At 69.3% G+C, this 22,420-nt stretch carries 21 protein-coding genes; 16 read left to right on the forward strand and 5 right to left on the reverse strand.

The window, feature by feature from the left end; genetic code table 11:
- Window positions 1–20: 20 nt before the first annotated feature.
- The 10 genes from GBO37_RS16515 (at window position 21) to recO (ending at window position 8,507) form a co-directional block, all read left to right on the forward strand.
- Complete coding sequence (locus tag GBO37_RS16515) at window positions 21–1,829, forward strand: tetratricopeptide repeat protein (RefSeq protein ID WP_252930056.1); 1,809 nt, start codon at window positions 21–23, stop codon at window positions 1,827–1,829.
- Window positions 1,826–2,644, forward strand: a complete 819-nt coding sequence (locus GBO37_RS16520; protein ID WP_252930057.1) for a 4-(cytidine 5'-diphospho)-2-C-methyl-D-erythritol kinase — start codon at window positions 1,826–1,828, stop codon at window positions 2,642–2,644. Before GBO37_RS16515 ends, GBO37_RS16520 begins: the two co-directional genes overlap by 4 nt.
- Before the next feature lie 30 nt (window positions 2,645–2,674).
- Entirely contained in the window at window positions 2,675–3,409 is a 735-nt protein-coding gene (locus tag GBO37_RS16525) for a pyridoxine 5'-phosphate synthase (RefSeq protein ID WP_045981026.1), read from the forward strand.
- A gap of 37 nt (window positions 3,410–3,446) precedes the next feature.
- Entirely contained in the window at window positions 3,447–3,857 is a 411-nt protein-coding gene (acpS, locus tag GBO37_RS16530) for a holo-ACP synthase (protein WP_045981025.1), read from the forward strand.
- Window positions 3,858–3,930: 73 nt separating this feature from the next.
- The gene (gene lepB, locus GBO37_RS16535; protein WP_045981024.1) at window positions 3,931–4,722 is read left to right on the forward strand and encodes a signal peptidase I; all 792 of its coding nucleotides are present in this window, start codon (window positions 3,931–3,933) and stop codon (window positions 4,720–4,722) included.
- Complete coding sequence (rnc, locus tag GBO37_RS16540) at window positions 4,719–5,408, forward strand: ribonuclease III (protein ID WP_127897782.1); 690 nt, start codon at window positions 4,719–4,721, stop codon at window positions 5,406–5,408. The genes lepB and rnc overlap by 4 nt, the downstream gene beginning before the upstream one ends.
- A complete protein-coding gene (era, locus tag GBO37_RS16545; protein ID WP_045981023.1) occupies window positions 5,405–6,364 on the forward strand; it encodes a GTPase Era in 960 nt (319 codons plus the stop codon). The genes rnc and era overlap by 4 nt, the downstream gene beginning before the upstream one ends.
- A complete protein-coding gene (locus GBO37_RS16550; protein WP_046000797.1) occupies window positions 6,357–6,692 on the forward strand; it encodes a DUF1491 family protein in 336 nt (111 codons plus the stop codon). The genes era and GBO37_RS16550 overlap by 8 nt, the downstream gene beginning before the upstream one ends.
- A gap of 40 nt (window positions 6,693–6,732) precedes the next feature.
- Window positions 6,733–7,665 (forward strand): EamA family transporter RarD, encoded by a 933-nt coding sequence (gene rarD / locus GBO37_RS16555; protein WP_148911859.1) that lies wholly within the window; start codon window positions 6,733–6,735, stop codon window positions 7,663–7,665.
- Between the two features lie 98 nt (window positions 7,666–7,763).
- Window positions 7,764–8,507, forward strand: a complete 744-nt coding sequence (gene recO, locus GBO37_RS16560) for a DNA repair protein RecO (RefSeq protein WP_252930058.1) — start codon at window positions 7,764–7,766, stop codon at window positions 8,505–8,507.
- A gap of 3 nt (window positions 8,508–8,510) precedes the next feature.
- Here recO and GBO37_RS16565 read toward each other — a convergent pair whose 3' ends face one another.
- Complete coding sequence (locus GBO37_RS16565; RefSeq protein ID WP_052714564.1) at window positions 8,511–8,966, reverse strand: META domain-containing protein; 456 nt, start codon at window positions 8,964–8,966, stop codon at window positions 8,511–8,513.
- An 81-nt stretch (window positions 8,967–9,047) separates the two neighbouring features.
- The gene (locus GBO37_RS16570; RefSeq protein ID WP_371927616.1) at window positions 9,048–10,646 is read right to left on the reverse strand and encodes an acyl-CoA dehydrogenase family protein; all 1,599 of its coding nucleotides are present in this window, start codon (window positions 10,644–10,646) and stop codon (window positions 9,048–9,050) included.
- A gap of 179 nt (window positions 10,647–10,825) precedes the next feature.
- Here GBO37_RS16570 and GBO37_RS16575 point away from each other — a divergent pair, with 179 nt between their 5' ends.
- The 4 genes from GBO37_RS16575 to rnr are packed head-to-tail and all read left to right on the forward strand — an operon-like array spanning window position 10,826 to window position 15,402.
- On the forward strand, window positions 10,826–11,593 hold the full coding sequence (locus GBO37_RS16575; protein ID WP_046000800.1) for a sulfite exporter TauE/SafE family protein: 768 nt from the start codon (window positions 10,826–10,828) through the stop codon (window positions 11,591–11,593).
- Entirely contained in the window at window positions 11,593–12,732 is a 1,140-nt protein-coding gene (gene dapE / locus GBO37_RS16580; protein WP_252930060.1) for a succinyl-diaminopimelate desuccinylase, read from the forward strand. The genes GBO37_RS16575 and dapE overlap by 1 nt, the downstream gene beginning before the upstream one ends.
- The gene (locus GBO37_RS16585) at window positions 12,729–13,148 is read left to right on the forward strand and encodes a GNAT family N-acetyltransferase (RefSeq protein ID WP_046000802.1); all 420 of its coding nucleotides are present in this window, start codon (window positions 12,729–12,731) and stop codon (window positions 13,146–13,148) included. Before dapE ends, GBO37_RS16585 begins: the two co-directional genes overlap by 4 nt.
- Window positions 13,149–13,152: 4 nt before the next feature.
- A complete protein-coding gene (gene rnr / locus GBO37_RS16590; protein WP_252930061.1) occupies window positions 13,153–15,402 on the forward strand; it encodes a ribonuclease R in 2,250 nt (749 codons plus the stop codon).
- Here the strand turns inward: rnr and GBO37_RS16595 are convergent, their stop codons facing one another.
- Both GBO37_RS16595 and GBO37_RS16600 read right to left on the reverse strand, forming a co-directional pair.
- The gene (locus GBO37_RS16595; RefSeq protein ID WP_045999928.1) at window positions 15,403–16,728 is read right to left on the reverse strand and encodes an HlyD family type I secretion periplasmic adaptor subunit; all 1,326 of its coding nucleotides are present in this window, start codon (window positions 16,726–16,728) and stop codon (window positions 15,403–15,405) included. It lies immediately after the preceding gene.
- Window positions 16,725–18,476, reverse strand: a complete 1,752-nt coding sequence (locus tag GBO37_RS16600; protein ID WP_252930062.1) for a type I secretion system permease/ATPase — start codon at window positions 18,474–18,476, stop codon at window positions 16,725–16,727. Before GBO37_RS16600 ends, GBO37_RS16595 begins: the two co-directional genes overlap by 4 nt.
- 123 nt (window positions 18,477–18,599) lie before the next feature.
- On the opposite strand from GBO37_RS16600, the gene GBO37_RS16605 reads away from it, so the two are divergent.
- Together GBO37_RS16605 and GBO37_RS16610 are read left to right on the forward strand one after the other, a co-directional pair.
- On the forward strand, window positions 18,600–19,388 hold the full coding sequence (locus GBO37_RS16605; RefSeq protein ID WP_252930063.1) for a VacJ family lipoprotein: 789 nt from the start codon (window positions 18,600–18,602) through the stop codon (window positions 19,386–19,388).
- Entirely contained in the window at window positions 19,363–19,980 is a 618-nt protein-coding gene (locus GBO37_RS16610) for a phospholipid-binding protein MlaC (protein ID WP_052715217.1), read from the forward strand. The genes GBO37_RS16605 and GBO37_RS16610 overlap by 26 nt, the downstream gene beginning before the upstream one ends.
- A gap of 63 nt (window positions 19,981–20,043) precedes the next feature.
- On the opposite strand, the gene GBO37_RS16615 is transcribed toward GBO37_RS16610, so the two are convergent.
- Window positions 20,044–22,323: a transglycosylase domain-containing protein gene (locus GBO37_RS16615; protein WP_252930064.1), complete on the reverse strand. Its 2,280-nt coding sequence runs from the start codon at window positions 22,321–22,323 to the stop codon at window positions 20,044–20,046.
- Between the last annotated feature and the right edge of the window lie 97 nt (window positions 22,324–22,420).

The raw sequence follows: 22,420 nt of genomic DNA on the forward strand, positions 1-22,420 counted from the left end.
GATTTCCGGAAGTGCCGCCCTTGACCCAGACCCGCCCCCTTGCTGCCCTGCTGCGTCTTGCCGTGCTGGCTGCGCTGACGACGGGAACCGCCCTGCCGGCTCTGGCGCAGGACGGCCCGCCCGAACCGAAGCCGACGCAGCAGCCCGCGCAGATCAGCGGCCTGGCCGGCCCCTATCTTGCCGCCCGCATGGCGACCGTCGAGAACGACTTTCGCGCGGCGGCGCGCTATTTCGTCATGGCTTCGGCGCAGGATCCGCAGGACGTCTATCTGCAGGACAGCGCGCTAGTCGCGCTGGCATCGGCGGGCGATGTCGATCAGGCGGTGGCCATGGCCGAACGGCTGTTCGACGAGGATCGTCCGACGGAACTGGCCGGCCTTCTGCGCCGCGCGCAGTTGGTCCGGGCCGAGGACTGGCAGGGCGTGGTCGACCTGATCGACGCGACCCATGCGCCGGACGTCCCGCTGGACCAGGACCTGATGGACGGCACCATCCGTGCCTGGGCGCTGCTGGGTGCGGGACGCGCCACCGACGCCATAGCGGCGTTCGAGGCGATGGCCGCGAATGCGGACCTGGCCCCCATCGTGAACTATCACCTGGCGCTGGCCCGGGCGTTGGCGGGCGACTATGAGGCCGCCGACCGCCTGATCGTGCAGTCCGAGGCCAGTGGCCACCTGATGGGCTTGACCGCCCGCGTCCAGATCCTGTCGCAGCTGGATCGCGGCGACGAGGCGCTGGCGCTGCTGTCCCAGATCGACGGGCTGGAGGCCGAGCCGCAGTTGCTGGCCCTGCGCCAGCGCCTGGAACAGGGGCAGCCGGTGCCCTTCGACGTGGTGGGCGGCCCGGCGGACGGAATCGCGCATCTGCTGCTGTCCTTTGCCTCGGCCCTGTCCAGCAGCCCGGACCCGGAACCGCTGGCGCTGATCCATGCGCGGCTGGCGTCCTGGATCGCGCCCCAGAACCCCGAGGCCCGGCTGACCACCGCACAGCTGCTGCAGGACCGCCAGCAGTTCGACCTGGCCGAGGCCGAGTTCGACGCCGTCCGCCGCATGGGCGAGATGCGCCCCCAGGCCGAGCTGTCGCGCATCGACGCCCTGTCGCGCGCCCAGCGTCCCGCCGAGGCGGAGCGTGCGGCCCTGGCGCTGACCGCGGCCTATCCGGGCTTGGCACAGTCCTGGATCGCGCTTGGCGACGTGACCCGCCAGCAGGAGAAATACGCCGAGGCGATCCCAAGCTATGACCGGGCGCTGGACCTTCTGGCCGACGCCCCGCCCGAGGCGCGGTGGTTCGCGCTTTACGCGCGCGGCATCTCGCTGGAGCGTGCGGGCCAGTTCGACCGCGCCGAGGCTGACCTGCTGGCCGCGTTGGAGATCCGCCCCGATCAGGCCAGCCTGCTAAACTATTTGGGTTATTCCTGGATCGACCGGAACCAGAACCTGGACCGGGCGCTGGACATGATCAAGCGCGCGGTCGAGCTGTCGCCCGGCGACGGCTATATTCTGGACAGCCTGGCATGGGCCTATTTCCGGCTTGGCCGCTATCAGGAGGCCGTGGCCCCGATGGAGCAGTCCATCGCCACGATGGCCGCCGATCCGCTGGTCAACGACCACCTGGGCGACATCTACTGGATGGTCGGCCGCCACCGCGAGGCGCAGATCCAGTGGCAGCGCGCCCTGTCGCTGGAGCCCGGCGAAAGCGGAGAGGTCGATGCCGACCGCATCCGCGCCAAGCTGGATCGCGGCCTGAACGCGGTGATGGACGAGGAGGACGGCCCCGTCGCCAGCCACCCCACCCAGGCCCCGCAGACCGAGGCCGACGCGGCCGAATGATCATCGAGGCGGCCCCCGCCAAGCTGAACCTGGCGCTGCACGTGACAGGTCGGCGGCCCGACGGCTATCACCTGCTGGATTCGCTGGTCTGCTTTGCGGCGGTCGGCGACAGCATCGCCCTGACCCCCGGCCCGCTGTCCCTGAGCATCGACGGCCCCTTCGCGGCGGGTCTGTCAACCGACGAGAATCTGTGTCTGCGCGCCGCGCGTCTGGTCGGGGGACAGGCCGCGATCCGGCTGAACAAGGCGCTGCCCGTCGCCTCGGGCATCGGGGGAGGGTCCGCCGATGCGGCGGCGGTGCTGCGCGGGCTGGCGCGGATGGGCCATCCGCTGCCCGATGGGACCGAACGGCTTGGCGCCGACGTGCCGGTCTGCCTGGCCTCGACGCCCGCGCGCATGCAGGGCGTCGGAGAGGTGCTGACCCCGCTGCCCGCCCTGCCGCCGCTGCACCTGGTGCTGGTCAATCCCGGCATCGGCGTGCCCACCCCGGCGATCTTCGCGGGCCTGCGGTCGCGCGACAATCCGCCTCTGCCGCCCATTCCCGCCTTTGCCGATGTCGATGCGCTGCTGGGCTGGCTGGGCATCACCCGGAACGATCTGCAGCCGCCCGCGATCACCGCGGCGCCGGTCATCGCCGACGTGCTGCGGGCGCTGGAAGGGCAGGGCGCGGGGCTGGCGCGGATGTCGGGATCGGGGGCCACCTGCTTCGGCATCTTTGCCGACCCCGGCGCCGCGGAGCGCGCGGCTGCGGCCCTTGCGCGCAACGGCTGGTGGGCGGTGGCGACCGAACTGGCATCCGCCCCGGCACGCGGCTAGACTGCGCCCGACCCGATCCCGGAGGAACCCATGCTGCGCCTTGGCGTCAACATCGACCACGTCGCCACCATCCGCAACGCGCGGGGCACGCCCTGGCCCGACCCGCTGCGGGCCGCGCTGATCGCCCAGGCCGCGGGCGCGGACGGCATCACCGCCCATCTGCGCGAGGATCGCCGCCATATCAGCGACGCCGACATCGACGCGCTGATGGCCAACCTGACCCAGCCCCTGAACTTCGAGATGGCCGCCACGATGGAGATGCAGGCCATCGCCCTGCGCCATCGTCCACATGCCGTCTGCATCGTCCCCGAAAAGCGCGAGGAGCGTACGACCGAGGGCGGTCTGGACGTCGCGGGCAACGACAATGCGCTGGCCGGATACATCGCGCCGCTGCGCGAGGCCGGTTGTCGGGTGTCGCTGTTCATCGGTCACGAACCTGCCCAGATCCGCGCCGCCGCCCGGATCGGCGCGGCGGTGGTCGAACTGCACACCGGCGCCTATTGCGATCTGGACACCGAAGGCCGCCACGCCGAGCGCGACGCCGAACTGGCCGCCCTGCGCGAGGGTGCCGCGCTGGCCCATGACCTGGGGCTGGAGGTCCATGCGGGCCACGGGCTGACCTTTGACACAGTCGGTCCCATCGCGGCCATTCCCCAGGTGGCCGAACTGAACATCGGGCATTTCCTGATCTCGGAATCGGTGTTCCTTGGGCTGGAGGGCGCGATCCGCGAGATGCGCGCGCGCATGGACGCGGCGCGGGCGTGATCCCTGTCCTGTCCAAAGACCCGTCGGGACGTACGGCATGATCCTTGGCATCGGCACGGACCTGGCGAACATCGACCGCATCCAGGGGACGCTGGACCGCTTTGGCGACAGGTTCCGCAACCGGGTCTTCACGCCGACCGAACTGGCCAAGGCTGCCCGCCGCGCCGACGAGGCCGGCACCCTGGCCAAGCGGTGGGCCGCCAAGGAGGCCTGCTCCAAGGCGCTTGGCACGGGTCTTGCCATGGGCATCAGCTGGCGCGACATGGCGGTGACGAACCTGCGGTCGGGCCAGCCGGTCATGGCGCTGACCGGATGGGCCGCGGACCGGCTGGCGGCGATGACGCCCGCCGATCATCACGCGGTCGTGCATGTCACGCTGACCGACGACCACCCCTGGGCGCAGGCCTTCGTGGTGATCGAGGCGCGTCCCGGCCCTGCGCCTGCTTGACTTTGACCCTGTGCCCGGCCCATGAACACGCGACGCAGGGCCCCCGGCCCGAGGGATAAGAGGACCACGCGGAATGGCAACGGCAGCGCCCGAGAAAAAGGACGGCATCTGGGAGACGATCAAGACGATCTTCTGGGCGCTGGTGATCGCGGGCATCTTCCGCACGCTGTTCTTCCAGCCCTTCTGGATCCCGTCGGGCAGCATGAAGGACACGCTGCTGATCGGTGATTTCCTGTTCGTGAACAAGATGGCCTATGGCTATTCCGCGCACAGCTGCCCGTTCTCGATGTGCCCGATCAGCGGCCGCATCCTGGAACGCGAACCGGCGCGCGGCGACGTTGCCGTGTTCCGCCACCCGACCCGCAACGTCGATTTCATCAAGCGCGTGATCGGCCTGCCGGGCGACACCGTGCAGATGCGCGGCGGCCGCCTGTGGCTGAACGGAGAGCCGGTCCAGGTCACCCCCGCCGGAGAGTTCATCGAGGTCAAGGAACAGCAGGGGCCGCAGGGCCTGATCCCGCGCTGCGTGAACGACCCCGTGCCCGAGGGCGGCGACTGCATCAGCGAACGCATGACCGAGACGCTTCCGGGCGGCAACACCCATGACATCTTGAACATCGTCGATGGCTGGGTGGCCGACGACACGCCGACCTTCACCGTCCCCGAAGGACAGTACTTCTTCATGGGCGACAACCGCGACAATTCCGAAGACAGCCGTTTCCCGGCCGAGATCGGCGGCCTGGGCTTCGTGCCGGCCGAATACCTGATCGGCCGCGCCGACCGCATCATGTTCTCGTCCGCGGGGCGGTCGCTGCTGTATTTCTGGACGTGGCGGTCCGACCGCTTCTTCAAGGCGGTGAATTGACGCCCTCCGCCGACATCCGGGCCTTCATGGCCCGTCTGGGGCATGAGTTCGCGCGGCCCGAACTGCTGATCCGCGCGCTGACGCATGGCTCGATCGCCAGCGTCACGCGGCCCGACAACCAGCGGCTGGAGTTCCTGGGCGACCGCGTCCTGGGTCTGGTCATGGCCGAGGCGCTGTTCACCGCAGACACCGCCGCCAGCGAGGGCCAGCTTGCCCCGCGCTACAACGCGCTGGTGCGCGGAGAGACCTGCGCCGCGGTGGCCCGCGAGCTGTCCCTGGGCGACGTGCTGAAGCTGGGTCGGTCCGAGATGCTGTCGGGCGGGCGTCGCAAGGACGCCCTTCTGGCCGATGCGATGGAGGCCGTGCTGGCCGCCGTCTATCTGGATGCGGGCTTCGATGCGGCCCGTCAGGTCGTGCTGCGCCATTGGGCGCCGCGCCTGGCGCGGGTCGATGCCGACAGCCGCGACGCCAAGACCGCCCTGCAGGAATGGGCCCAGGCCCAGGGCATGCCGCCCCCCGTCTATGAACAGACCGAACGCAGCGGCCCCGACCATGCGCCGGTCTTCCTGATCACCGTGCGGCTGGAAGACGGCCGCGACGCGCAGGCCCGCGGCACGGGCACCAAGCGCAGCATCGAACAGGCCGCCGCGCAATCGCTGCTGGACCGGCTGGAAGGACTGACATGACCGACGACGACATCGCCCCAGATCAGCCGCCTGCGGCGCAACCCGACGGGCCCACCCGCGCGGGCTTCGTCGCCCTGATCGGAGAGCCCAATGCGGGCAAGTCCACGCTGCTGAACCAGATGGTCGGCGCCAAGGTCAGCATCGTGACCCACAAGGTCCAGACGACCCGCGCACGCATCCGCGGCATCGCCATGCACGGCCCCGCGCAGATCGTCTTTGTCGACACGCCGGGTATCTTCCGCCCGCGCCGCCGGCTGGACCGCAGCATGGTCGCCGCGGCCTGGGGCGGGGCGTCGGACGCCGACATCGTGCTGGTCCTGGTCGAGGCGCATCGCGGCCTGACCGACGGCACGCAGGCGATCCTGGATCAGCTGGTCGACCTGGGCAAGGGGACGCCCGTCGCGCTGATCATCAACAAGATCGACCGCGTCAAGGCCGAGACCCTGCTGGCCTTATCTCAGCAGCTGAACGAGGCCTACCCCTTCACCGAGACGTTCATGATCTCGGCCATGCGCGGCCATGGCTGTCAGCAGCTGCGCGGCTGGCTGGCCCGCAGCCTGCCCGAAAGCCCGTGGCTGTACCCCGAGGATCAGATCGCCGACCTGCCCATGCGCATGATCGCCGCCGAGATCACCCGCGAGAAGCTGACCCTTCGCCTGCACGAGGAGATCCCCTATCAGCTGACGGTGGAGACCGAGGCCTGGGAGGAGAAGGACGACGGCAGCGCCCGCGTCGAACAGGTCGTCTATGTCGCCCGCCAGGGCCACAAGGGCATCGTCCTGGGCCGCGGCGGAGAGACGATCAAGGCCGTGGGCCAGGCCGCCCGCGTCGAGCTGGAGGAGTTCATGGGCCGCCGCGTCCATCTGTTCCTGCAGGTCCGCGTCCGCGAGAACTGGGAGAACGAGGCCGAACGCTATGACGAGATCGGCCTGAACTTCCGCGACGGCGATGGCTGAGGCCCGCCTGGCCGCGTCCCTGTGGGTCGCGGCCTATCTGGCCCGCCTGGCGCAGGCCACCATCCCCGCCTATGTGCTGGCGCGCGGCGACGACACGGCGGGGGCGATCGCGGTGAAATGCGCCCATCTGGACGGCACCGCCGCACTGTGGATGCGCGAATGGGACATGGACAGCGACACCCGTCCCTGGGTCGCGACCGACAGGGGCACCGAGCGTGACATCGACGCTGCCATCGCCCGCCAGCGGTCCCGCGACCGCGACCTGTGGGTGATCGAGATCGAATCGCGCGACGGCACCACGCTGCTGGATCGCGACGGGCTGTTCTGACCTCTGGCGGGGTCGCTGTTTGCAGAATATGCATCACGCCATGAGCAGCACCCCGCAAACCGATTCGCCCAAGGGCCTTGCCTATGCCGTCGCGGCCTATGGGCTGTGGGGGTTTCTGCCGATCTACATGAAGGCGCTGGCGCATCTGCCCGCGGCCGAGATCATCGCCCATCGCATCGTCTGGTCGCTGCCCATCGCGGCGGCCGTCCTGTTGTGGCAGGGCCGCGCGGCCGAGGTCGGCCAGGCCCTGCGCCAACCGCGCCTGCTGGCGATGGCGGCGCTGACGGCGGTTCTGATCTCGGTCAACTGGCTGATCTATGTCTGGGCGATCTCGAACGATCACGCGCTTGACGCGGCGCTTGGCTATTACATCAACCCGCTGTTCAGCGTGTTTCTGGGCGCGACGCTGCTGGGGGAACGGCTGACGCGGGGGCAGGTCGCGGCCATCGCGCTGGCGGCCACCGCGGTGATCGTGCTGACCGTGCAGGCGGGCAGCCTGCCGGTGGTGGCGATCGGCCTGACGCTGTCCTGGGGCCTCTATGCCTATTGCAAGAAAAGCCTGCCGCTTGGCCCCAACCAGGGCTTCACGCTTGAGGTGCTTCTACTGACCCCGCTGGCGGCGGGCTTCCTGATCTGGCAGGCGCTGCAGGGCCAGTCGCATTTCACTGGCGCCGGCTGGAGCCAGGCGCTGTTGCTGCTGGGATGCGGGCCGGTCACGGCGATCCCGCTGCTGTTCTATGCCAACGGGGCCAAGCTGATCCGCCTGTCGACCATCGGCATCCTGCAATACATCGCGCCGACGATGATCTTTCTGTGCGCGGTGGTGCTGTTCGGCGAACCCTTCGACGGGGCCCGCCTGATCGCGTTCCCGATGATCTGGGCGGCGCTGGTCATCTATTCTGTGACGCTGGTCCGCCAGGCGGGCCAGAGACGCCGCGACCGTCGCGACCTGGCCGCCCGGCGCATGCAATAGGCACCCCATGCCGGCGGGGCGCGCGACCGTGGCCCGCGTGACGCCCTCTGGCCCCCGCAGGCCGGATCGCGCAAGCTGTGTCGGCGGACCCGGAGGCTGTGATGGAATGGCAGGCAGAAGGCACCGTGATCGGCCGCCGTCCCCATGGCGAGACGGCCGTCATCATCGACGTGCTGACCCTTGAACACGGGCGCCATGCCGGGGTTGTCCCCGGCGGGGTATCGCAGAAACGCGCCGCCATGCTGCAGCCCGGCGCGCGGCTGACCCTGCGCTGGCGCGCGCGCCAGTCGGACCAGCTGGGCAGCTTTGCCGCCGAGCCGCTGCGCATGCGGGCGGGGCTGATGGCCGATCCGACCGCGCTTGCCGGCCTGAACGCTGTCTGCGCGCTGCTGGTCTTTGCGCTGCCAGAACGAGACCCGCACCCGATGCTCGTCCAGCGGACCGAGGCGCTGCTGGACCAGATCGAGGCGGGNGCCGACTGGCCGCCCGCCTATCTGGCGTGGGAGATGCTTCTGCTGGACGAGATGGGGTTCGGCCTGGACCTTGCCAGCTGCGCGGTGACCGGCGCGACCGAGGGGCTGGCCTATGTCAGCCCAAGATCAGGCCGTGCGGTCAGCCGGCAGGGGGCGGGGGACTGGGCCGACCGCCTGCTGCCACTGCCGGCGGTCATGGGCGGGGCGGGCGACAATCGCGGCCGCGACTTGGCCCAGGGGCTGGCCATCACCGGGCATGTCCTGGAACGGCGGCTGGCGCCCGACCTGGTCGGACGCCCGTTACCCGCCGCGAGGGGGCGGCTGGTGCGGCGCCTGCTGCGGCCCGCCGCGGGGCCGCAGGACGGCTGAGGTCTACTGGTTGCCGCGGGCGGCCGACAGCGCGTCGGTGGCCTGTTCGGCGGGGCGGCCGCTTTCGAAGATCAGCCAGGTCGGGCCCTTGATGCGCAGCACGCCGCCATAGAACTCCATCGAATTGGCTTGCTGCAGCGCCTCGAAGAAGCGCTGTTCGACGGCCAGATCCTTGCAGTCGGTGACACCGGTCGTTTGCAGCGGCTCGAAGGCGACGGCGGGCAGGGGGACGGTGTTCTTGGCCGCATAGCCGTTGCACGGCCCGCGACCGGACACGCCCTCGGGGCGGGTCGTCAGGGTGATGTTGCGCAGCGGCACGGTGCCGTTTCCGATGCCCACCAGCACATAGTCGTTGGCCGGGATGCCGCCCATCGGGTCGCCCGCCGGTTCCGAACAGGCGGACAGGGTCAACGTGGCGATGGCGGCCAAGGCAAGGGCGGGGCGGATCGTCAGGGACATGGGCAGGCTCCTATGGGCGCAGACAAGCGGGGCTGAGGTGGTCTAGCGTCATTTTCGGCGCCGATCCAGCCCGCGCGCGCATCAGCCCAACAACCTGCGCGCGATCACCTGGGCCTGGATTTCTGCCGCGCCCTCGAAGATGTTCAGGATGCGGGCATCGCACAGCACCCGGCTGATCGGATATTCCAGCGCGAAACCGTTGCCACCGTGGATTTGCAGGGCATTGTCGGCCGCCGACCAGGCCACGCGGGCACCCAGCAATTTGGCCATCCCGGCCTCGACATCGCAGCGGTGACCGTGATCTTTTTCCCACGCGCTGAAATAAGTCAGCTGCCGCGCGATCATGATTTCGACAGCCATCATCGCCAGCTTGTCGGCCACGCGGGGAAAGGCCGCCAGCGGCTTGCCGAACTGCCTGCGGTCCAGCGCATAGCGCAGCCCCAGGTCCAGCGCGTTCTGCGCCACCCCGATCGCGCGCGCCGCGGTCTGGATGCGGGCGGATTCGAACGTCTCCATCAGCTGCTTGAAGCCGCGGCCCGTCTCTCCACCCAGAAGGTTCGCGCCGTCGACGCGGAACCCGTCAAAGGCAAGCTCGTATTCCTTCATCCCGCGATAGCCCAGGACCTCGATCTCTCCGCCGGTCATGCCGGGGGTGGGAAAGGGGTCGGCATCGGTGCCGGGGGTCTTTTCGGCAATGAACATCGACAACCCGCGATAGTCGTCGGTCGCGGGATCCGTGCGCGCCAGCAGGGTCATGATATGCGTGCGGGCGGCATGGGTGATCCAGGTCTTGTTCCCGGTCACCACCCAATCGCCGCCGTCCCGGACCGCGCGGGTGCGCAGGCTGCCCAGGTCGCTGCCGGTGTTGGGTTCGGTGAAGACCGCGGTGGGCAGCGTCTCGCCGCTGGCCAGGCGCGGCAGCCAGTGCGCCTTCTGCGCCTCGGTGCCGCCGCATAGGATCAGCTCGGCCGCGATCTCGCTGCGCGTGCCAAGAGAGCCCACGCCGATATAGCCGCGCGACAGCTCCTCGGACACGACGACCATCGCGGCCTTGGACAGGCCCAGGCCGCCGAATTCCTCGGGGATGGTCAGGCCGAAGACGCCCAGTTCGGCCAGTTCGCTGATGATCTCCATCGGGATCAACTGATCCTGCAGGTGCCAGCCATGGGCATGGGGGGCGACCTTGTCGTCGCTCCACCGGCGGAACTGGTCGCGGATCATCTCCAGATCCTCGTCCAGGCCGCTGGCGCCGAAAATTGCCGCGCCGGCGTCGCGCCCCATCAGGGCGGCCAGTTCGGCCCGCGCCTCGGGGGTGTTGCCCGCCATCAGCGACAGCGCCTGTTCCGACGGCTGCCACGTCACGCCCAGATCGGACAGGCGCGCGAATTCGGTCTGGCTCATCGGGATGCCGCCCAGGATCTGGGTCAGGTATTCTCCCATGCCGATGCGGGTGATCAGCGCCTCGACAGGGCCGTCCACGCGCGCCGACCAGTCGGCCAGCTGACGCAGCGACATGACATAGGTGGCCAGCCAGGACAGGGCATGCGCCGCATGCTGGTGCCGCTCCAGCGCGTCGGCGTCGACGCGGCCGTCCACCGTCACGCGGGCGCGCAGGGCATCCTTGGCGCGGGCCAGCAGATCGTCCAGTTCGGACAGGACGGTCTGGGACTGATGGGTCATGTCTTTCATCGATTCGTCCTTTCGCGGCATCGCAGCATGGGTAGCGCCTTCGCACCTGCAGCGCAACAATTTTGCGTCCAATAACCGTCGTGCGACCTAATGTGTCGCACCGGATTCGCGTGTCGCTGATCCGTCAAAGCGGCCTTTTCCTTTCCCGGCGTCGCGGTTAGCGTGCCCCCATGTTCGGACTGGAGCCCTGGCAATTCGTGGCGGCCTTCGGGGTTACCGCCTTCGCGGGCTTCGTGAAGGGGGCCCTGGGCTTTGCCATGCCGATGATCATGATCTCGGCCTTCGGGTCGATCATGCCGGCGCCGGTGGCCTTGGCGGCCATGATCCTGCCGACGCTGTTCACCAACATCCAGCAGGCCGTGCGCGACGGGCGGCCCGCCGCCGTGGCCTCGGCCGTCAAGTTCCGCCTGCACATCGCGATGGTCGGCATCTTCATCTGCGTCTCCGCCGGGTTCGCGGCGGTGATCCCGCAATGGGTGATGTACGCACTGCTGGGCGTGCCGATCACGCTGTTCGCGCTGTGGCAGCTGTCGGGCCGCCCGCTGGTCCTGAACCTGCGCCACCGCAGGCGGGCCGAGGGGTGGTCGGGCGTCATCGGCGGACTGTACGGCGGCATCTCGGGCATCTGGGGGCCGCCGCTGATCGTCTATCTGCTGTCGGTGGGCACCGAAAAGCGCGAACAGGTGCGGGTGCAGGGCGTCGTGTTCCTGATCGGCGCGGTCGTCCTGACGGTGGCGCACCTGTTTTCCGGCCTGCTGAACGCATCGACCCTGCCCCTGTCCGCGGTCCTGTGCATCCCGGCCTTTGCGGGGATGATGGCGGGGTTTGCGCTGCAGGACCGGCTGGATGTCGAACAGTTCCGCCGCTGGACGCTGCTGCTGCTGATCCTGACCGGGCTGAACCTGATCCGCCGCGCCTTTGATCTCTGGAGCCTGTGATGCCTGACGCCGCCGACCTGACCGCCCGCCTGATCCGCTGCCCCTCGGTCACGCCCGAGGAGGGCGGCGCCCTGGTCCTGCTGCAGGAGATGCTGGAGGAGGCGGGCTTCGACTGCCACCGCGTCGACCGCCACGGCACGCCGAACCTGTTCGCGCGATGGGGCGCCAAGGGGGCGCGTGCCATCGGCTTCAACGGACATACCGACGTGGTGCCGCCTGGTGATCCGGCATCCTGGACGCATCCGCCGTTTTCCGGTCACTGGGACGCGGACGACGTGATCTGGGGTCGGGGCGCCACCGACATGAAATCCGGCGTCGCGGCCTTTGTCTGCGCCGCGGTGGATTTCGTGCGCCAGACGCCCCCGGACGGGGCCGTGATCCTGACCATCACCGGCGACGAGGAAGGCCCGTCCCGCGACGGCACCATCGCCCTGCTGGACTGGATGGCCGCGAACGACGAACGCATGGAGGCCTGCATCGTCGGAGAGCCGTCGAACCCCGAGGTGATGGGAGAGATGATGAAGATCGGCCGGCGTGGATCGGCCACCTACACCATCACCGCCAAGGGTCGTCAGGGGCATGCCGCCTATCCGCACAAGGCGCTGAACCCGCTGCACGCGCTGACCCGCTATCTGGCCGACCTGACCGCCGAACCGCTGGACCAGGGGACGGATCATTTCGACCCCTCGGGGCTGCAGATCACCACGATCGACTGCGGCAACCCCGCGTCGAACGTGATCCCGGAAAAGGCGGTGGCGGTGGTCAACATCCGCTTCAACGACCTGCATACCGGGGCGGGCCTGCTGGACCGCCTGCGCGACCGCGCGGCGGCGGTGCAGGCGCAGACCGGCGTGATGCTGAGCGTCGAGGCCCAGATCTCGGGCGAGGCGTTCCTGACCGCGCCCGGCCCCTTCGTCGACATGGTGCGCGGCGTCGTCCAGCAGGAGACGAACCGGCAGCCGGTCCTGTCCACATCGGGCGGCACCTCGGACGCGCGCTTCGTCAAGGATCACTGCCCGGTGGTGGAATTCGGGCTGGTCGGTGCCCACATGCACCAGGTGGACGAACGTGTCCCCGCCCAGCAGGTTCGCCAGTTGCAGGTGATCTATCAGCGTATCCTGGAAAGGTTCTTTGCATGACCATCGTCGAGACGACCGACCTGGCCGCCTGCCACGCGCTGCGCCGCACCGTCTTCATCGAGGAGCAGAACGTCCCCGAGGCCGAGGAGATGGACGACCTGGACGGCGACGCCGTCCACCTGCTGGCGACCGATGCGGAGGACCGTCCGGTCGCGACCGCGCGCCTGCTGGTCAAGGACGACATCGGCAAGATCGGCCGCGTCTGCGTGCTGGCCGACCAGCGCGGCACCGGCATGGGGGCCGCCTTGATGCGGGCCGCCATCGACGCGCTGGCCGCCCGCGGCGTGCGCCAAGTGCGGCTGGGATCGCAGACCCATGCGATGGGTTTCTATGAAAAGCTGGGCTTTGTCGCCGAGGGCCCCGTCTATGACGACGCGGGCATCCCGCATCGCGACATGGCCCTGGACCTGAAGTGAGCCGATGACCCAGACCCAGATCCCCAGCAAGGCGCAGATCCTCGAATGGGTGTCCGACAATCCGGACGCCAATTCCAAGCGCGACTTCGCCAAGGCCTTCGGCATCAAGGGCGCCGCGCGGATCGAGCTGAAGCGCCTGCTGAAGGAGCTGGAGGCCGAGGGCCATCTGGAGCGCCGCCGCCGCCATTACCTGGACGCCGAGACGCTGCCGCCGGTGACGGTCCTGGAACTGCTGGCGCCGGACGGGTCGGGCGATCTGTTCGCGCGACCGCTGGAATGGTCGGGGACCGGGCCGATGCCGCGGATCCTGTACGCGCCGCTGAAGGCCGATCCGGCCCTGGGCCGCGGCGACCGGTTCCTGGGCCGGCTGATGCCGGTTCTGGGCGAGGACTATCAGTACCGCGCCCGCCTGATCCGCCGCATCACGGCCAGCGCGAACCGCATCACCGGCATCTTCCGCAAGGACAGCGAGGGCGGCCGCATCCTGCCCATCGACAAGGGCCAGGACAAGGAATGGCGCGTCCGTGCCGACGCCACCCTGGACGCCGAGAACGGCGAACTGGTGCAGGGCGAACAGATCGGCCCACGCGGCCGCATGGGCCTGCCGCAGGCGCGCATCATCGAACGTCTGGGCGATCCGTCGGCGCCCCGCGCGGTCAGCCTGATCGCGATCCACCAGCACGGCATCCCCGACGAATTTCCGCAGAAGGCGCTGGACGAGGCCGAGGCCGCCAAGCCCGCGCCGCTGAAGGGGCGGGACGACCTGCGCCATCTGCCGCTGGTCACCATCGACCCGTCGGACGCGCGCGACCACGACGATGCGGTCGCGGCCTTCGTCGAGGAGGACGGCGGCGCGACGATCTGGGTCGCCATCGCCGACGTGGCCCATTATGTCCGCCCCGGCAGCGCGCTGGACCGCGAGGCCTGGGGGCGCGGCAACTCGACCTATTTCCCCGACCGCGTGGTGCCGATGCTGCCAGAGGCGCTGTCGGCGGACCTGTGTTCGCTGCACGAGGGCGTCGACCGACCCGTCATCGCGGTCGAGATGCGGCTGGACGCGCAGGGCAACAAGACCGGCCACCGGTTCCACCGCGCCATGATGAACAGCCGCGCCAGCCTTGCCTATGAGCAGGCGCAGGCGGGCGCGGACGGGGTGCCCGACGCGCAGACCGCGCCGCTGATGGACGACGTGATCCGCCCGCTGTGGCATGCCTATGGCCTGCTGAAGGACGCGCGCGAGCGCCGCCAGCCGCTGGAACTGGACCTGCCGGAACGCCGGATCGAGCTGTCGCCCGAGGGACGCGTCACGGCCGTGGCGTTCCGCGAACGCCTGGACGCGCACAAGCTGATCGAGGAGTTCATGGTCCTGGCCAACGTGGCCGCCTCCGAGGAGCTGACCCGTCGCAAGCGCCCCCTGCTGTTCCGCGTCCACGAGGAGCCGAGCTTGGCCAAGATGGATGCGCTGCGCGAGGTGGCCCAAGCTTCGGGGTTCACGCTGGCCAAGGGGCAGGTGCTGCACACCAGCCACCTGAACCGCCTGCTGTCCCAGGCCGAGGGCAGCGATTTCGACGAGCTGATCAACATCAGCACGCTGCGGTCGATGACCCAGGCCTATTACCACCCCGAGAATTTCGGCCATTTCGGCCTGTCGCTGAAAAGCTATGCGCATTTCACCTCGCCCATCCGGCGGTACGCTGACCTGGTGGTGCATCGGGCGCTGATCAGCGCGCATGGCTGGGGCAAGGACGGGCTGACCGAGGATCAGGTCGAACGCCTGCCCGAGACCGCGACCCATATCAGCGAGACCGAGCGGCGATCCATGGCCGCCGAACGTGACACGACCGACCGCTATCTGGCGGCGTTCCTGGCGGAACGTGTGGGCACCGAGATGACCGGCCGCATCAGCGGCATCCAGAAGTTCGGCGCCTTCGTCAAGCTGGACGAGACGGGGGCCGACGGGCTTCTGCCGATCCGCGCCATCGGGCAGGAGTATTTCCACTTCGACCCCGACCGCCAAATGCTGATCGGCAGCGACACGGGCCTGGAGATCGGCATTGGACAGCGGGTGACCGTGCGCCTGGCCGAGGCGCTGCCCCTGACCGGGGGGCTGCTGCTGGACCTGCTGGAGCTGGAGGGCGCGACCCTGCCGCGGGGTCCGTCCAAGGGACGCCGCGGCGGTGGACCGGGTCGCATGGCCGTCAAGTCGCGGCTGGCCGAGATCAAGCGCGCCACCAAGCGGCGGCGCAAGCGCTGATCAGCTTTCGCGGAACGCGCGATTGAAATAGTCGGCCAGCGGCTTCATCAGGTAGGCCATCGGGCTGCGGTCGCCGGTCTGGATATAGACCTCGACCGGCATGCCGGGCACCAGCGCCAGCCCGCCCAGCTTGTCCAGTTGGTCGGGCGGGATCGAGACCTCGGCCCGGTAATAGGGGGTCCGCGTCGCCTCATCCAGCAGGGCATCGGCGGAGATGCGGTCCAGCCGCCCGTCGATTTCCGGCGTGGTGCGCGACGAGAATGCGGAAAAGCGCAGGACGACCGGCTGGCCCAGCTGGATCTCGTCGATGTTGATCGTCGCCACGCGCGCGCCGATCACCAGTGGGCGGTCCTGCGGGATGATGTAGAGCAGCGGGTCGGCGGGCCGGATCACCGACCGCGGCGTGGTGACCTGCATGTTGTAGACGACGCCCGACACGGGGGCGCGGATCTCCAACCGGTCCAGCTGTTCGGTCAGGCTGCGGCGGCGTTCGGCCAGCTCCAGCTCGCGATAGCCCAGATCGCCCAGTTCCGTCTCGGCCATCTCGCGGCGTTCGGCGGCCAGGCGCAGGCTCTGGATCTGCAGTTCGGTCTGGCGGATCGCGGCCGAGGCGCGGCTGGCCTGCAGCGACCCCAGTTCGCCGTCGATGCGCGCGGCCTCGCGCTCCAGGGCCAGCACGCGGCTGGCCTGGGCCAGCCCCCGGTCCAGCAGGCTCTGCTGGTCGGTCAGCTCGCGCCCGATCAGGTCGCGCTGCGTGCCCAGGGCGGCGAACTGGGCGTCGATGCCGTCGACCTCGGAATCGATCTGGTCGGATTGCTTGGCCAGCTGGTCCAGAGACTGGCGCAGCGTGTCCAGCCGCGTGCGGAACAGGCTGGTCTGTCCCGCGATCAGATCCTGCAGCGCCGGCGACGCGGTCGCGGCCTGCACCAGTTCGTCGGGGAAGGTGATCGTGTCGGCATCGGCGCGTTCGGCCTCCAGCCGGCCGCGGCGGGCCAGGATCTCGAAATACTGGCCCTCGACGATGGTGTGCTCGGTGCGCAGCAGCGTGCCGTCCAGCGTCAGCAGCAGGTCCCCCGCGGCGACGGTGCTGCCCTCGGATGTGGCGATGTCCTGGACCACGCCGCCATCGGGATGCTGGACGATCTGGCGCTGCTGTTCGACCTCGACCTGGCCGCCCGCCACGACCGCGCCCGAGATGCGCGTGGACATCGCCCAGACCGTGAAGCCGCCCACCAGCACCAGCACCGCCACCACGCCCGCGATGATCGGGCCGCGCACCGGCCAGCGCCGGTCGCCCGAGGCCGCGCGTGTCCGACCGCGGCTCATGCGACGCCCCCGCCCTGGCCCGAGGTCTGGGCCTGACGGATCTGGGCCGAATTCTGCACCATCTGTTCCAGCACCTTGTCACGCGGGCCGAAGGCGCGGCGGACGCCGCCCTCCAGCACCAGCAGGTTTTCGCATTCGTTGATCGCGGCGGGACGGTGGGCCATGATGATGACCGCGCCGCCCTGCGACTTCAGCCGCCGGATCGCGGCATTCAGCGCCTCGGACCCCAGGTTGTCCAGGTTCGAGTTCGGCTCGTCCAGAACCAGCAGCACGGGGTCGGGATAGAGCGCGCGGGCCAGGCCGATGCGCTGAATCTGGCCGCCCGACAGACGGCCCGCCGTCTGGCTGATGCGCGTGTCGTATCCCTGCGGCAGGTCCAGGATCATCTGGTGCGCGGCGGCCGCCTGTGCGGCGCGCACCACCTGGTCGGGGTCGGGGCGGTCGGAAAGGCGGGCGATGTTTTCGGCGATCGTGCCGTCGAACAGCGTCACCTGCTGGGGCAGATAGCCGATCAGGCCGCCCAGCACGTCGGGGTGGTACTGGTCCAGCGTCGCGCCGCCCAGACGGATGCTGCCGCCGCCCACGCGCCACGCGCCGATCAGCGCCCGCGCCAGCGTCGACTTGCCCGCGCCCGACGGGCCGATGACCCCCAGGGCCGTGCCAGGCGCCACGCCGAAGCTGACGCCGCGCAGGGTGGCCTGCCCCTCTCCCGGCGGGGCGACCGAGAGGTTGCGCACCTCCAGCCGGGCCTCGGGGCGGGGAAGGGGGGTGCGGACTGGATCGGCCGGTTGGCGCGACAACAGGCCCGCCAAGCGGCCCCAACCGTCCTGCGCGGCCTGGACCGACGGCCAGCCGCCGACCAGCTGGTCCACCGGGGCCAGGGCGCGGCCCATCACGATGGAGCTGGCGATCATCGCGCCGGGCGTCAGTTCCTGGCGCAGCACCAGCCAGGCCCCCGCTGCCAGCATCGCGCTTTGCAGAAACAGCCGGAAGGTCCGCGAAAAGACGCTGAACCCCGCCGACAGGTCCCCGGCGCGGACCGCATTGTCCTGTGATTCAGACCGGGCCAGGCGCCAGCGGGCGAAGGTGGCGCCGCGCATGCCCAGGGCGCCGATCACCTCGCCCTCGTCGCGATAGAGGTCCGCCATGCGCTGCGCCTGCGCGCCGGCCTGGGCCGAACCCTGCAGCGGCGCGCGGGTCAGGACGCGGTTCAGGATCGTGGTGCCGACCAGGATCCCGCCGCCGACGGTCGCGACGATGCCCAGGACCGGGTGGAACATGAAGACCGCCGCCAGGAACAGCGGTGCCCAAGGCAGGTCGAAGAAAGCCAGCATGACCGGTGACCCGATCAGCCGCTGGACGGAATCCAGGTCGCGCATCCCGCCCGCCGTGGCGGCCGATTCGTCGCCGCGCAATGCGCCCTCGCGCAGGGCGGCGTCGAAGACGCGACCTTCCATCCGGTCCTGGAACCGGGCGGCGATCCGCTGCATCACGCGGTTGCGGATGATGTCGATCGCACCCATCAGCGCGAAGAGGAAGATCACCAGCACGAACAGCGCGGTCAGCGTTTCGACGCTGCGCGAGGCCAGCACACGGTCATAGACCTGCAGCATGAACAGTGGCCCGGTCAGCATCAGCAGGTTCACGACCGCCGAGAAGACCCCCACCGACAGGAACAGCGGCCACCCCGTGGCGCGCGCTTGGCGCAGTTCCCGGGCCCCGTCCGTCAGGTTCGCAGCCTTGGCCATACGTCTTGCCCCGAAAATGCCGCGCCGATGGCGGGGCTTGCCTCGTTACCGCGGCGACCATATCACCACGCAGGGCTTATGCCAGCCTGCCGCGACCCTCGCATCGAAAGGTTAAGGATTCCCTTGCGCCCCAACAGCCCCCCCGTCATGGCCCTGCTGCTGACGGCGCTTGTCGCCGCCGGATGCGCGCAGGCGCCCGTCCAGAAGGACGGCATCACCATCAACGACCCGTTCGAGGCGCAGAACCGCCGCGTGCATGCCTTCAACAAGGGGCTGGATGCGCGGGTGATCGGCCCGGTCGCGAACCGGCTGAAGGGCAGCGACGACGACGCTCCGCGCGATCCCGATGCGCCGATCGGGCTGTTGCAGATGGTCATCAATGCCGGGCGCAACCTGTCCTTGCCCGTCAAGGTCGTGAACGGGCTGCTGCAGGGCAAGCCCCGCGATGCGGGCGCGAACCTGACCCGGTTCGCGGTCAATTCGACGGTCGGGCTGGGCGGCGTCTTCGATCCGGCCGCCGACAGTTTCGGCGTGACGGAACGTGACACCGATTTCGGCCAGACGCTGGCGGTCTGGGGCGTCCCCGAGGGCGCCTATCTGGAACTGCCCGTGCTGGGCCCGTCCACGCAGCGCGATGCGGTGGGGCAGGTCGTCGATCTGCTGATCGATCCGCTGTACCACGTCTTTGACGGTCGGGATGCCGCGACGGTATTCGCCCTGCGGGTCGCGTCAAAAGCCGGTGATCGGGCGCGCTTTGGGGATACGGTGGATGGCATTCTGCAGGGCAGTGCGGATAGCTATGCGCAGACGCGGCTGATCTGGCTGATGAACCGCCGCTTTGACCTGGGAGAGACCGGTGACGATTACGACCCCTATGACGATGCGGATGTCATCGACCCCTATTCGGACTGACCGCCGGGGGCTGCTGGGCCTGATCGGATGCGCGTCGCTGACGGCGGTGCTGCCTTGGCGCCCCGCCCATGCGCTGGACGCGGATGGGGCGCACGCGCTGATCGACCGGTCGCTGGCCGAGGTCTATCAGGTCATCAATTCGGGCCAGCCCGCCCCCCAGATGTATCAGCAGTTCGAGGCGATCTTTGCCCGCTATGCGGATGTGGATGTCATCGCGCGTTCGGCGCTTGGCCCGGCGGCGCGCCAGACCGATCCGGCGACCTTTGCCGAATACCGGCAGGCGTTCCAGGGCTATATCGGCCGCAAGTACGGCGCCCGGTTCCGCGAGTTCATCGGATCGCGGATCGAGGTGACGGGGTCGCGGCAGTTGAAAAGCTTCTATGCGGTGACGTCGGTGGCTTATCTGAACGGGCGCGCGCCGCTGGAGGTCGAATGGCATGTCTCGGACCGCTCGGGGCAGGATCTTTATTTCAACATCATTATCGAGGGCGTGAACATGCTGGCCAGCGAACGGGCCGAGATCGGCGCCATGCTGGCCCGTCGGCAGGGTGATGTCGCGGCGCTGGCCGCCGATCTGCGCCAGGCGGGCTGACCGCACCGGCCCACGAAAAAGCCGCCCGGTCGCAAAACCGGGCGGCTTTTTCATGTCCGGGGGTCAGTTCCCGCCCAGGATGCCGTTCAGGGCGCGGGATAGGGCGTCGTCCGAATCGGCGCCTACGCTGCTGCCCGGCGTGACGGGGGCCCCGCCCTGGACCTCTCCGGGGGCGGTGATCACGCGGCCGCTGTTCTGCGCCTCGATCCCGTTCATCACCCCGGCCAGCGCCGCGGCCAGCGGATCGTCGGCCGATCCGCTGGTCACCACCTGCGGGGTCGTGCCGCCGCTGGACATGATGATCCCGCTGCCGTCGGGCGACACGGTCGACAGGGGCAGCTCGGGCAGCCCGTCATGGATCTCCAGCATCACCGCCTGCCAGATCTCGGCCGGCAGACCGCCGCCGGTGACCCCGGTCAGGGGCGTGTTGTCATCGTTGCCCATCCAGACGCCGGTCACGTACTGTTCGGTGAAGCCCACGAACCACGCGTCGCGATAGCTGCTGGTCGTGCCGGTCTTGCCCGCCACGGGACGGTCGCCCAGCTGTGCGCGCCCGCCGGTGCCGTTCGAAATCACCTGCTGCATCATGTAGATCAGCTGGCCCGCCGCGCGCTGGCTGATGACGCGTTCGCCAAAGCCGCCGGTCTGGCCCATCAGCGGGCGGTCGTCGCCCTGCATCGCGACCTCGACCACGCCGTAGGGCGCGACCGACGTGCCGCCGTTTCGGATGCCGGCATAGGCGCCCGTCAGTTCCATCAGCGTCGCCTCGGACGCGCCCAGGCCCAGGGACGGGCTGGTGGTCAGGTTGCTGACGATGCCGAAATCGCGCGCCACGCGGATCACCTGATCGCGTCCGACGACCTCTTGCAGGCGGATGGTCGAGGTATTCAGCGATTGCGCCAGAGACTGGGTCAGCGTGACCATGCCGCGATAGTTGCGGGTATAGTTCTGGGGCGACCAGTTGCGCCCGCCGGGAATGCGGATGGTCAGGGGGCCGTCCTCGATCCGGTCGCTTGGCGAATACCCGGCCTCCAGCGCGGCGGCATAGACGAAGGGCTTGAAGCTGGACCCGGTCTGGCGCTTGGCCTGGGTCGCGCGGTTGAAGACACCGTTCACCCTCGTGTCGCGCCCGCCGATGATCGCACGCACCGCGCCGTCGGCGGACATCACCACGACCGCGGCTTCGGCCGTCGAGCCGTCCTTGACCTTCTCGTCGAACACCTTCTGCAGGGCGCGTTCGGCTGCCCGCTGGATACGCTGGTCAAGCGTGGTGGTGATGGTCACATCCTCGGTAGTTTCGCTGGTCAGGAACCCAGGTCCGGATTCCATCAGCCAGTCCGCAAAGTAACCGCCCGCCCGGGCCGATGCCGCCTGCGACAGGGTCGCGGGGTTGGCACGGCCTTGGGCCAACTGCTGGTCGTCCAGATAGCCTTCCTGGTGCATCAGCCCCATGACGACGCTGGCACGGGCCTGTGCGCGTTCCAGGCTGGCGGTCGGGGCATAGCGGCTTGGCGCGGGCAGCAGGCCCGCCAGCATCGCGGCCTCGGACACGTTCAGATCGGCCGCGGGCTTGTTGAAATAGACCTGACTCGCGGCCTCGAACCCACGGGCGCCGCCGCCTAGATAAGAGCGGTTCATGTAGATCGAGAGGATCTCCTCCTTGCTGTACTTCGCCTCCATGGCGAAGGCATAGGGGATCTCCTTGATCTTGCGCCAGATGCCGCCCGACCGGCATTCGGCCTCGAACTCGGCCTCGTTGGCAAAGCGGGTGGGATTGAAGGTATCCCCCAGACACAGCAGCTTGGCGACCTGCTGGGTGATGGTGGAACCGCCGTTCCCCTCCAGCGGACCGCGGCCCTCGGCCATGTTGATGCGGATGGCGCTGGCGATGCCGCGCGGGCTGACGCCGAAATGGCGGAAGAACCGGCGGTCCTCGGACGACAGGACGGCCTGCTGCAGCACCTCTGGGATCTGGTCGCTGGTGACGGCGCCGTATGTCTCTCCGCGCCAGGCAAAGACGCGGCCGTCGCGGTCCAGCATGGTGACGCTGCCACGGGCGCGACCGTCGAACAGGTCCTGCGCCTCGGGGAGGCTGACATAGAAATAGGCGCTGGCGGCGCCGATGATCAGCGCGACCGTCATGGCCAGGCGCCAGATCGACCCCCAGACGATGCGCCAGGCCAGCGTCACCAGACTGGCGATCCATCCCAGGATGCCGCCGCGCCGCGGCTTTCCATGCCGCTTGACCTTGCGGGGCGTGGCCTTGGCCGGCGCGGGTTGGCTGCGCTTGTCGGCAACAGGGCTTTTGCCCGAACGGGGCGGGGTACCGGTAGGTCGTTTCATGCGTCGGGTGCCTGCGTGACTGCGTGGCCGGTTGGTCCGGCGGAATTGGCATCCAGCTTACAGCAAGTTTGCGTCGGGGGGAATTGGGCTGACCGAA

Source organism: Paracoccus sp. 08, assembly GCF_024105395.1.
Taxonomy (GTDB): domain Bacteria; phylum Pseudomonadota; class Alphaproteobacteria; order Rhodobacterales; family Rhodobacteraceae; genus Paracoccus; species Paracoccus marcusii.

What these genes read in the sequence shown, in the direction of transcription:
- GBO37_RS16520 (WP_252930057.1), top strand. Translation starts at nt 1,826, where the DNA reads ATGATCATCGAGGCGGCCCCCGCCAAGCTGAACCTGGCGCTGCACGTG.
- GBO37_RS16525 (WP_045981026.1), top strand. Translation starts at nt 2,675, where the DNA reads ATGCTGCGCCTTGGCGTCAACATCGACCACGTCGCCACCATCCGCAAC.
- acpS (WP_045981025.1), top strand. Translation starts at nt 3,447, where the DNA reads ATGATCCTTGGCATCGGCACGGACCTGGCGAACATCGACCGCATCCAG.
- lepB (WP_045981024.1), top strand. Translation starts at nt 3,931, where the DNA reads ATGGCAACGGCAGCGCCCGAGAAAAAGGACGGCATCTGGGAGACGATC.
- era (WP_045981023.1), top strand. Translation starts at nt 5,405, where the DNA reads ATGACCGACGACGACATCGCCCCAGATCAGCCGCCTGCGGCGCAACCC.
- GBO37_RS16550 (WP_046000797.1), top strand. Translation starts at nt 6,357, where the DNA reads ATGGCTGAGGCCCGCCTGGCCGCGTCCCTGTGGGTCGCGGCCTATCTG.
- rarD (WP_148911859.1), top strand. Translation starts at nt 6,733, where the DNA reads ATGAGCAGCACCCCGCAAACCGATTCGCCCAAGGGCCTTGCCTATGCC.
- GBO37_RS16565 (WP_052714564.1), bottom strand. Translation starts at nt 8,966, where the DNA reads ATGTCCCTGACGATCCGCCCCGCCCTTGCCTTGGCCGCCATCGCCACG.
- GBO37_RS16570 (WP_371927616.1), bottom strand. Translation starts at nt 10,646, where the DNA reads ATGACCCATCAGTCCCAGACCGTCCTGTCCGAACTGGACGATCTGCTG.
- GBO37_RS16575 (WP_046000800.1), top strand. Translation starts at nt 10,826, where the DNA reads ATGTTCGGACTGGAGCCCTGGCAATTCGTGGCGGCCTTCGGGGTTACC.
- dapE (WP_252930060.1), top strand. Translation starts at nt 11,593, where the DNA reads ATGCCTGACGCCGCCGACCTGACCGCCCGCCTGATCCGCTGCCCCTCG.
- GBO37_RS16585 (WP_046000802.1), top strand. Translation starts at nt 12,729, where the DNA reads ATGACCATCGTCGAGACGACCGACCTGGCCGCCTGCCACGCGCTGCGC.
- rnr (WP_252930061.1), top strand. Translation starts at nt 13,153, where the DNA reads ATGACCCAGACCCAGATCCCCAGCAAGGCGCAGATCCTCGAATGGGTG.
- GBO37_RS16595 (WP_045999928.1), bottom strand. Translation starts at nt 16,728, where the DNA reads ATGAGCCGCGGTCGGACACGCGCGGCCTCGGGCGACCGGCGCTGGCCG.
- GBO37_RS16600 (WP_252930062.1), bottom strand. Translation starts at nt 18,476, where the DNA reads ATGGCCAAGGCTGCGAACCTGACGGACGGGGCCCGGGAACTGCGCCAA.
- GBO37_RS16610 (WP_052715217.1), top strand. Translation starts at nt 19,363, where the DNA reads ATGTCATCGACCCCTATTCGGACTGACCGCCGGGGGCTGCTGGGCCTG.
- GBO37_RS16615 (WP_252930064.1), bottom strand. Translation starts at nt 22,323, where the DNA reads ATGAAACGACCTACCGGTACCCCGCCCCGTTCGGGCAAAAGCCCTGTT.